Consider the following 10473-nt stretch of genomic DNA (forward strand, 5'->3'; position numbering starts at 1 on the left):
ATGTTTGATCCGAAAAAGGCGTTTCGCGAGTTGAGTGGACACTCGTTCACCCATGCTGAATTCCGTCGCGCCCTGGAACGAATTCGTGCGGCAAACTTGCGGTACTTGCCTGCCGAATATGGCACAAAAGAACTCGCCGATCTTGCCCATCAAAAGCACTGGCTGAAGTCCGAGGCTCCTGGTCGGCTTAAAGTAGTTGTTCGCTAGAGGACTTGTTCACGTAACGAACCGCCGCCCCTCAGGGTGGCGGTTCTGTTTATCCGGCGTACCACCTGCTCTTTGCCAAGACGCGGCCCAGCCAAATCGGTCCAACGTGTTTGACGACGGTCTCCGCTCCGCAGCCCTCGTAACCAAGCGCGAAAGAGGTGACCTCGACTCACTTTCGTAAGGTTGATATTCTTACTGCACTGTTCTCACAGGAGATTGTCCTGTGGACTGGCGCACGGCGCTGGCTGTTGCCATTTCGGTCTGATGCGGAGTGTACTCGCATGACCAATCGCGAGTTGGTCAAATCATTAAAGGCGAAGATTTTCGACTATCGCAAGGACGAGATCTCGGGGATCGATGTCGACTACATCACCGCTTGGGTCCGGCAGTTCGACAAAGATGTCCGTGACCCGATATTGTCCGAGGTCAAGCACGTACTGGACTCTACCTACCTCGGCAAGGACTCGGTTCAGACCTTCCTGGCAGGATTAGCATCTCACAAGCAACTTACATCCGGAGAGCCGAAGAAGTTTTGGAAGAACGCAACCGTGCTTGATATCCAACGCGCTGGATCGAGCCAGAGCGAGATGCTGGAGGTGTTCGACGGGATTTTGGAACACGAGATCGGCTTTGGGGTGGGTGGATGCGCCAAAGACTCCGAAACAGCTGTTTACATCGATGATGTCGTCTTTAGTGGCGGGCATGTGCGGGGCGATCTGGTACCTTGGATTGAGGAAGCCGCACCCAAGAAAGTAGAACTCCACATTATCGTCCTCGCATATCACACTGGCGGGCAATATTTCGCGAATGAGAAGCTGAAAGAAGCCGCGAAGAAGGTTGGAAAATCAGTCAACATACACTGGTGGCGCATCCGGGAACTCGAAGACAGGAAGTACTACATCAATAACAGCGATGTTCTGAGACCTGTAAGGATATCGGACGATGACGCAGTGAAGGAGTACGCGGCAGAACTCGCAAAGCAGGGCTACCCGCCAGTGTTGCGGAAACCAGGACAGAGCGGCCCGGCCAACCTGTTTTCATCTGAGGATGGGCGTGACCTCTTGGAGCAACAGCTATTAATCAAGGGTGCGCACATACGGCAGATTTGCCCATACCTCAACGAGTACCAGCGGCCCCTTGGGAACAGTGTGCTGAGAACATTGGGGTTCGGCTCGCTCATCGTGACATTTAGGAACTGCGCAAATAATTGTCCACTCGCGCTATGGGCTGGTGATCCATGGATTCCTCTATTTCCCCGGAAGACAAATTGATGCCCTCAGCTTCGGATCAAGAGCGTGAGTACTCGAAGAAAGAAGTTGTAGTGTTCCGGACTACACACGGCCCGTTTGGCGGGCTTTCGAACATGGCGCCAGGGTTTCCACTCGCGGTTGCAGGGATACGATTTGGGACTGCCGAGGCGTTGTACCAGTGCTGTCGGTTCCCGAATGCGCCGGAGGTTCAGAGACTCATCATCTCAGAGCGGAGTCCTATGACGGCCAAGATGAAGAGCAAGAGGTTTAGACAACAAACGCGCCCTGATTGGGACTCCGTGCGTGTCAGGATCATGAAGTGGTGCTTGCGAGTAAAACTCCTTCAGCACCAAATAAAATTCCGTGAGCTCCTTCGGGCTACAGAAATGCGTCCGATCGTCGAGGAATCAATCAAAGATCAGTTCTGGGGAGCAAAGCCCTGCGATGACGGCTTTCTTCGAGGAAAGAACGTACTCGGAAGGCTGCTTATGGAAGTGAGAGAGGAGGTCTATAACTCTTCAGAAGGGATCGACCACGTCGATCCGCCCGACGTAAGCAACTTTAGAATCCTCGATAAGCCTGTGGGCGTGGTACACAAGTCGGAGACTATCGAGCCCGACAACAGCACGATCCCACTACTCAAGAATGAGGAACATGGCCAATACATACATATTCTTGGGGAGCTATCCCGTGAGCATTGGATCACACTCCTGCATGCTCTCAGCGTCTCCGGCATTGACCCTGATCAAGCCTCGGTTGACCTAAAACTCAATATTGGATGCGCGATAACTCCGGCCAATGAATCCAAAGTTCGTCTTCTTTCCGAAATCGTGAGGCGATTTGGTTTACGCTTTTATACGGAGTGCAAAAGACGGTAGTGCCTATCTTGGCCGTCCTCGGCGACAGCCAAGCTTCCAGCCTACGGCTTTCCTCGCCACCCTAGCAGAAGCTCCTCAGAATCTCAGCCGAGCCACTCGGTGATCTGTGTAACTTCGTTCTTCCCGCTTCTTGTGTAGAGTCGTACTGATGGCATGTGCCCTTGCCAAACAGTGATGTAAAGCGTCACTAAGTATCCAAAACCCTAAGACGAACCGAAATAGAAATTCGATACCCGCCGATCCACAACGCGAATCCGACCAAAAGTGTGCCGAATGAATCCTGTGCTTGCAACCGTTTCGCGGTCTGCTGATCGTCCACTAGGTTCCTCAGTGTGCTTCGAAGATTACGGATGGAAGTGTAATTTACCAGGCAGGATGCGGGTCGGTGCCGCCGTGATCTGGCGGCACCTGCGGAAGTCGGTCAGAGTCGTTCGGGGATGAGTTGCAGGCAATCCGACGAAATTGGAAGCACCAACGTCCGTAGCGCCCTGATCGCTTTCGCCGAGAAGTGCACGAGTAGCGGCTGCGGCTGTAACTCGATTCCTGACAATCGAATGGCGGGCAGCAGGTCGCCAAGGCGATCGATTGGGTCAGTTGGCGATGAGGGCGTGTAATGCTCACCAATTCCCCCCGAGGAATTGGTGAGCATTACATCAGGTCGAGTGAACAGCGAAACGTCGCCTGTGACTTCCAGCGTGCGGCGTCCGACGAGCCTGCGGGGCGTCAGGACGAGCTTGCTGATGCGTCGCTGCAGTTCTCGTCTCGCCACCACTGGATCGCCCAACAGAACGTCAACGAGTTCCTGCGACTTCCGGCGGACAAACTCACGGAATTCTTCCTCGCTGAACGACGGCACGGTTACCGCAGTCGCCGGCGTCAGCAGCCTATCCAGATCGCTCAGGCGGCGTTCCACGGCCTGCAGTTCAGCCTTCAGCGTCGCTGACATAGATAGCTCTGCGATTGCCTCAGCCAAGTTTGCCGCCTTCTTCATCAGCTTCGCTTTCTCCTGTTTGAGTTCAGCCTGACGCTCTGTGGCGTGACGGGCACGGCTCGCTTCAGCTTCTAGCTTGATCTTCACCTGTTCTGCTACGGCACGCACCAGCGCTTCCTGGTTCGTGCGGTCGAGCAGATTGCGGCTGAGCGCTGTGAGTAGCTGGTCCTCTAGTTTGCGCTGCGCAATCGTCACGTCGTTTGAGCAGACGCCACGGAAACGATGATTGGGGCAGCCGTAGCGTGAGTTGGGCGCTGTGCCCGCTACAGTCGTGATGTTCCGACCGCACTCGCCGCATTCAAGCAAACCGCTGAAGATGTAGCGACGGCTCGCTTCGGTTCGATTCATTCCACCTAGCCGCTTCGGACCGTGCTTTTCACGGACAAGCCTGTTCTGTTCCCGGGCAGCATCCCACAATTCATCCGAGATGATGCGAAGTTCTCGAACTTCGACCCGCACCCATTCGGACTGAGGTCGAGGACGCTGCTCAATGCGACCTTCCTTGTCACGATTGCGGACGGTCTTCGTGCGGTTCCATACCGTCACCCCTTTATACTTTTCGTTCAGCAGCATTTCACGAATCGCAGAAGGACACCACGCACGCACCCGTCCTTTGCGTGGTGCCTGTGGCGATAAGATACCTTCCTGATTTAACGTCTTGGCGACCCGGGCATAACTGTATCCCGCCGCATACATTTCGAAGATTCGCTGCACGATAGCCGCTTCGGCGGACAATGGGCGTTGAATGACGCCAATGACGGCGGGACGATTGTATTCACCCCGACGTGTCGGATCTTCAACAGGAATGTTCTCGTAGCCATAACACTTGCCGCCCGGGACGTAGCCATTCAACACTCGACCGTGCTGTCCACGATGCACCTTCTGACTCACGCCAGTTACGTATTGTTCATCCATCATGGCGTAGATGATGAAGACCTGACGGAATCCCGGGTTGCGGGAATCAAGTCCCTGCGTACCGAAGTGAAGGAAGATGCCGTGTCCTTCCAAGATGTCGGCGAGCCTTACGACGTCAGGAATATAGCGACCGAAACGAGACGTGTCGTCGATCAAAATTCCATCGAAGGGCTTGGGTGAAGTCTTTGCGATTTCTACCAACTCGATCAGACCATCTCTGCCGGCGAGGGATTGCCCTGTGATTTCAGAGTCCGACCGTATGTGCTCTTCAGCAACGATCCAGCCGTTGCGTTCGGCAATCGCTCGGCAGTTGCGAATCTGGTCTTCGATTGACGTGGGACGTTGTAGGTCAGACGAGTATCTGGCGTAGATGGCGACCCTGAAGAGTGTCGCTTGGGAAGATTGGTTGAGAAAGTAAGGTTGCATGATTTGTGTGCGCGGCCACTTGGCCGCAGCCTCCTATAAAGAGGGGGCAATATTGGGTAAACGCAAACGGCTACGATTTCGCCCGTGAAACTTCCATCTCTTCATTCGGAAGGCGGCATCGTTGCTCGCGTAGAAATTCTTCGGCCAATCGCGGTGCTACCCACCCGCTAACTATTGCCGAGACTGTGTTCGGATTCGGTTCCCCTGGGGCGATCAGCAGAACAGTCTCATTGCTTTTAGCATCGCTCAACCCCTGTTTATCTACTTCGGAAGCGCGTTGCCGCGATCGTCTTCGTTGTTTTGTCTGACCCATTCGGCCTCCCAATTCGACTTGCTCACCGCGTTGCTCGCGCTCGCCCGCGGTTGCCGCGTATTCATCCCTCGCCTTCATTGAGCCCGAGAGCCTGTTCCGAAATCGATACGCCGTCAATCGAGGCAACGATGAAGTCAACTCGGGCGAACGGAATGAACTGAATCAAAGTTGTCTCGGACGTTGCTGTATTGCATCGTTCCATGATCGTGTCGGTAAATGCCTGCGATTCGACCCACACACCTTCTGGGTCAACGCGGTGTAGCTTGACTCGCGCCATGTCGTCCGGATTGATCACCGAACTCCGAATGATGACCACTTCTCCGACAAGGCTTCGCAACGATTTTGAGCGTCGCATTCGTCTTACCCGTTCTTACGTCCGAGGCTGCTGGTCCATACACCAAAAGTCAGCATGCCGATGGAGCAGGGCCATTGCTGCTTCACTATTCTCGGCGGTGATTGAGCTTCTAATCAGGATGTCTGAACGTCTCCCGTGTTCGTCTAAAATGACAACGCCCAAGGGAAGCAAGCAGTTCGCGTTTGCGTATCTGCTGAGTTCTGCGGAGGCTCCAGCTACCAACCGCACTTGTCCGCGGTGTCGCCGATACTGTTCTGGGTCAAGCCAGCGGAATTCGCTCTCTGACGTTGTAAGCTCCTCGAATTGAAGCTCGTCTGTCTGTTTCTTCATGAACAGCATCCCCACGCGAATCTCGCTGAGGGGTGATTGGTAGGATCGGTTCCTCTTAGCGCGTTTTGGTCTTTGAGCCATGGATTATTGTCTTGTCTGATCTCGTGTCATCGCGACCCAACATGTCCAATGAGGTCCCACCTGGACTGGTCAAGTCTCGATCAAACCTTCACCTGCTGCTCCGCCGCACATCTCATCTCGTCAAATCACGACCAATCAAGTCACGGCCTGCCACATGCTGCCATGACCAGACAAGCTCATGCGGTGCGCCTGCGACTGCTGCCGCGCACGGATACGGGAACCTTCTTCGCCTCGTTCAGAGCCAACACTTTGAACCTTCCCCAGATTCCGCGGTTCTCCGGACGGAAGGAACCAATCCCTATGTAGCTTCCCGCGACTTCCAGAAATTCCTGAAGAATGTCTTTCGTGATGATTTCGTCGATAACAGCAAACGAGACTTTCGCGTGCCAGTCGCTAATGACGGGAAAGCATTTCATCACTCGCTTCGCACCACCTGGAGTACCGTCTGCAGGTACGAAGCGCCACTCGCCACGTACCGCAGACTTCTTAACCGGCAGTACAACAGCCGACTCAACCATAACGCCGGAGTTAACGTGCTTGGTGAAGGTTGCGTTTCGCTTCCCGGGAATCTTCTTGCCTTCGTACTTCGCGGCAGCGTCGAGCGCGTTCTTGAGGGCAAACAAAGGAATCAACACGTTTCCCCGGGCGTCGGTATGTAGGCGTTCCCGCCAAGTGCGCTCTTCGTAGTCCTGGTCCGATTCGCGATCGCGCTTCGGGGTCCCGTGGTACCTCGAAAATGAGATCGGTGAAGTGCTCTTCAGGTGCGCGATGTATCGTTTCATTTTTGCCTTCTCTTTCGATTGCCGGCTTTTTGAACCAACCTCACTAGCGTTTTCGGCGCGGGTGAGATCTTGGGCGTAGTCCTACGCGTGCGTTTCTCAACAGGCGCGATTGCTACCTCGCAGATTTCCCTCATTGGGTACGCCGGTTGCCGCCGCAACATCGTCGTCGGCTCATAGCGAAACTCTGCCGGTGCACTCGCAACCATCGGAAAGATTCGCTTCGAGTGTGCGACCCGCCGGACCTGCTCCATCTGCTCCCACAGGTCCGCAGGCGGTACGGGCTTGCTAGACAATGTCGCAGTGAGCGCGAAGTGTTGTTCCACGTCAGCGTCACACTCGAATTGTGATTTGCGTTTCATCGTCTCGCCAGTCGCTTGCCAATGGTAAGTTTGTTCACTTTCGGGCTCGGGAGCTGGTACAGCAGCTTCGTAAATCCGATCGGATCCATCCCATCTCTCTTCGCCTGAGGATTCACATGAAAAATCAACGCACCAATATCAGGCATCAGTTTGTAAGCACTGCGATGACGTGCAAAGCGTGTCTGCAGCTGCCAACAAGGACAAATAAACGCATGCCGGTTTGTGTGTTCGAGATGAAAGTAGTAATGGACGTGCGAGCGAACGATCAGATCGGCCGCGATTGACTGTCCTTTGCTCGCGGTGATCTGGCACCACAGAGCTTCGGCGTCGAGACCGCCCGAGCGCGTAAACCCTGCGCCGCCGCCCACATGATGCGCGAAGTTCAGCACGGTTCCGCCAACATCGAGGTCCAGTACTTCTTTGCAGTGCCTTCCGGCGTGATGCGAATCAATCGTGGCGCCTTGCACACGTGCCGCGATCGACTCCAGTTCCTCTGCACCGCGGCCTTCGTGATATTCGGTGCCTTGCACAAAGTAGAAGGGCACCTCACGTCCGGCGTTCTTCTCCAGCCAATTCCGAAGGTCGCGCATCACGAAGACTGCGGCAGCTTCCTGATCGTTCGGTGCGACCAATGTCAGTTCGCCCGCCTTTTGTTTCGCCTGCCGACCTTCGATCAAGTCACCGTTCACCACTACGGTGTCAATGCTGAACCTGGCTGCCTTCTGTTTCATGTCCTGCCAACATTCCCAAAGATATTTCTGGCCTTCGTTTTGTGGCTTCTCAGCACCGTCGCAACTAACGAAATCAGGGGGCAGAAGTCCGTACATTGAACCTACGTGCACATCGCCGATCACCAGAATGTTCCTGGTGCCGGTCAGGGGCGGCGACTGATTCGAAGCCTTGTGCCGCGCCCCCGACTTGGTTTGGATACGTGCCATCTGCTGCCTCTCTACGCCCACGCGCGAAGTCCAGCCTGCTTGCACGCACGAACCCGCTGGCGTGATACACGGTGGGGAAGTCGGACGAAACAGCCGTTGTTATCGGTGTAGCCCCGATGCATGCGATACAAACAGTTCCTCAACGAGTGGAATGGATCACCCGGGTTGTTCTTGTCGATCCGCCCGATTGAGTGAGCGATCGCTGCGATCGTCATTCCTTTAGCCCACATCCGTGCGATCTTGTCCTTTGGGAAGCGCTGGCGCTTGATTTTCGAATTCCGTGTGGCACCCTTCTTTTTCGTATTCCTCATGCTGAGCCTCTCGGTGTGATGTCACGTAAAGTGCTATTATATCACTCTACGTGCTGTTAACAAGTATACAGACGCTACGGTCAAATTCGCTACTTTGTAACCGCTGCGAATTCAGACACTTAGGGATTTGTTTGAGAGGCGAACGCAGCGCCGGTTCGGAATGGCCTAAAGTGCGGGGTGTCTGGAGGTGTCTACGTCGTCGGTCTTTTCTTTAGAACTTGCTCAGCTCTATCTTTCACAGCCCGGGCGACGAAGGCGCTGATGTTCTCGCCGAGATGCTCCGCGGCGTTGGTAACAAGTTCGTGAGTCGGTCCGTCCAGGTATCCGACAACACGATGCGGGAAGCCCTTACGTGGCCTGCGGCGTTTTCCGGGGCTTCCTTTCTTTGGCATGCTCTGATTCTAGTAGGGTTCGCGCGGGTCTCCATTGTCTGAACGCAAGAGAATCACATTGGTACACCACACGTGCTAATCCAAAGGCCGCTTTCACAAGCGTCTAACCAGCTCATAATCAGCAACTTACGTCGGCAGCGCTGGCCGAAGCACCGCGCTTGTGCCCAAACTATATCCCGGCGCATCTAAGTAGATGACCGCAAAAGTTCGTGCAGCCGCTGCGACATACAGCAGCAACTAATACCCGAGTCAGGCGTCACTGCGACGTAAAAGGTTTGGGGGGTGCGATCTTGGTGATTCTGTTGCCAGGGTACGCACGTGTCTCCAAAACGGGCTCGCACGAGCCCCAACCTCAAACTCATTCAGAGCCCTGCCCAAAGCGCGGGGACAAATCCTCTCAATCTGCCGATCATCGGCGAACCGGCTAGCACTGTCCCGCTCGTCGGTGATGGCGGCTTGCAAATTGTAGCCAGCCCCAGTAACTTCCCAGCAGCGACGCCCGTGAAGCGGAGGGGAAAGAGTATGTCCCGCCGCAAAGGGCAAACTGGTCACATTGAAAAGAGTGGTAAATGGTGGGTCGTTCGGTGGTGGATGGATGTTCCAGGTCAGGAAGAGCGGAAGCTCAAGCGGGCGAAAGTCTGCCCGATCTCCGGTCCCGGCAGTCTGTCAGCCTCCGAACGTGAACGTCGTGGCCGTGAAATCATCGCAGCGAGCGGTGCCGACACGGTCGAACATTTCAATAAGGTGGTCAAGCAGCAACCTGCGACTGTGCTCACGTTCAAGGAGCAGGCGCAGCGCTGGATTGATCACCGTCGCAACCGGAAACGCAAACCCGTCTCTTCCGGCACAATCGAAGACGACGAGAGAACTCTCCGGAACTGGATCAACCCTCACATCGGAGACTGCCCGGTGGGTGATGTGAACAATAGCGTGCTGAAGAAGCTTGTGTCGATCATGTCGAAGGCAGGTTTGTCTCCGAAGACGATCGAGAATTACCTCGACGTTCCGAAGGCAGTCGTCACTTCGGTCGTAGATAACGACGGCAACCAAGTGTATCCGCGCAAGTGGAACAACGATTTCATCGATATGCCCATCGTCGATCCGTCAAGGCAGAACCGGCCATCTTTCTCCGCTGAGATTATGACCGGACTTGCCAATTACCGTCACCCTCGTGAACAGATGCTTTTCGTTCTCGCCGGTGCGGCGGGACTCCGTATCGGGGAGGCGCTCGGGATTGAAATCGACAAGCACTTGTCGGCTGACTGCTCGACAATCAGCGTCAAGCAAAAGGCTCGGCGAGGTCGCGTGGAAGATCGCCTGAAAACTGCGAGCGCGTATCGTCTGGTCGAGCTTGATCCGGCGGTGGCAAACCTGCTGAAGGGCTACATCGACACGCGCACAAGCGGATTTCTCTTCCAAACCAGGAACGGAACTCCGTTGTCACTGACCAACGTCCTCCGTGACCATCTTCATCTGGCGTTGAAGGAATTAGGTTACGTGAATCCCCACACGGGAGATCACAAAGCGGGGACGCATGCGTTCCGGCGCTTCCGTAATACGTACCTGAAGAATGAGACCACGTGTCCCAAAGGTCTTCGCGACTATTGGTTGGGACACGCAGGAAATTCGATGGACGATCTGTACGATATGGTGAAAGACAACGCGGCGTTTCGGAAGCAAAAGGCAGCGGAATATGGGGTTGGATTCGAACTTCCGGCGTCAATTGTACCGAATGTACCGAAAAATCGCGTGAAAGTTAAGCGCGCGAAAGCTGCGTAAGATGTTGAAGAGGCGAGAGAAAGAATGGTCGGCCTTAGAGGACGATTTTAGAACCCTGATGTTTGCCGAAAATTCTCGAACTTGGTTTTCAGCGAGTTACGCGGGATTTTGAAGAATGGTCGGGGAGAGAGGATTTGAACCTCCGACCCCCTGGTCCCGAAACAAA

The 10473-nt window shown here is 54.8% G+C and carries 10 protein-coding genes; 4 read left to right on the top strand and 6 right to left on the bottom strand.

Annotation, left to right across the window (positions count from 1 at the left end; all coding sequences use genetic code 11):
* The 3 genes from VN577_08720 to VN577_08730 all read left to right on the top strand — a co-directional run bounded on the left by VN577_08720 (position 1) and on the right by VN577_08730 (position 2335).
* Positions 1-207, top strand: coding sequence for a hypothetical protein (locus tag VN577_08720; protein ID HWR14898.1), 207 nt, complete (start codon positions 1-3; stop codon positions 205-207).
* Positions 208-488: 281 nt separating this feature from the next.
* On the top strand, positions 489-1478 hold the full coding sequence (locus VN577_08725; GenBank protein ID HWR14899.1) for a hypothetical protein: 990 nt from the start codon (positions 489-491) through the stop codon (positions 1476-1478).
* On the top strand, positions 1478-2335 hold the full coding sequence (locus VN577_08730; GenBank protein HWR14900.1) for an NADAR family protein: 858 nt from the start codon (positions 1478-1480) through the stop codon (positions 2333-2335). Before VN577_08725 ends, VN577_08730 begins: the two co-directional genes overlap by 1 nt.
* Before the next feature lie 421 nt (positions 2336-2756).
* Here VN577_08730 and VN577_08735 read toward each other — a convergent pair whose 3' ends face one another.
* The 6 genes from VN577_08735 to VN577_08760 form a co-directional block, all read right to left on the bottom strand.
* Complete coding sequence (locus VN577_08735; protein ID HWR14901.1) at positions 2757-4667, bottom strand: recombinase family protein; 1911 nt, start codon at positions 4665-4667, stop codon at positions 2757-2759.
* 374 nt (positions 4668-5041) lie between these two features.
* Entirely contained in the window at positions 5042-5335 is a 294-nt protein-coding gene (locus VN577_08740) for a hypothetical protein (protein ID HWR14902.1), read from the bottom strand.
* Positions 5336-5922: 587 nt separating this feature from the next.
* Positions 5923-6528, bottom strand: coding sequence for a hypothetical protein (locus VN577_08745; protein HWR14903.1), 606 nt, complete (start codon positions 6526-6528; stop codon positions 5923-5925).
* A gap of 355 nt (positions 6529-6883) precedes the next feature.
* The gene (locus VN577_08750; GenBank protein HWR14904.1) at positions 6884-7825 is read right to left on the bottom strand and encodes a hypothetical protein; all 942 of its coding nucleotides are present in this window, start codon (positions 7823-7825) and stop codon (positions 6884-6886) included.
* A gap of 11 nt (positions 7826-7836) precedes the next feature.
* The gene (locus VN577_08755; protein ID HWR14905.1) at positions 7837-8136 is read right to left on the bottom strand and encodes a hypothetical protein; all 300 of its coding nucleotides are present in this window, start codon (positions 8134-8136) and stop codon (positions 7837-7839) included.
* Between the two features lie 191 nt (positions 8137-8327).
* Positions 8328-8528 (bottom strand): DUF1778 domain-containing protein, encoded by a 201-nt coding sequence (locus VN577_08760; GenBank protein HWR14906.1) that lies wholly within the window; start codon positions 8526-8528, stop codon positions 8328-8330.
* Positions 8529-9050: 522 nt separating this feature from the next.
* Here VN577_08760 and VN577_08765 point away from each other — a divergent pair.
* Positions 9051-10307 (top strand): site-specific integrase, encoded by a 1257-nt coding sequence (locus tag VN577_08765; protein ID HWR14907.1) that lies wholly within the window; start codon positions 9051-9053, stop codon positions 10305-10307.
* The last annotated feature ends 166 nt before the right edge of the window (positions 10308-10473 follow it).

The organism is Terriglobales bacterium (assembly GCA_035561515.1).
In the GTDB taxonomy this organism is placed as follows: domain Bacteria; phylum Acidobacteriota; class Terriglobia; order Terriglobales; family Acidobacteriaceae; genus DATMXP01.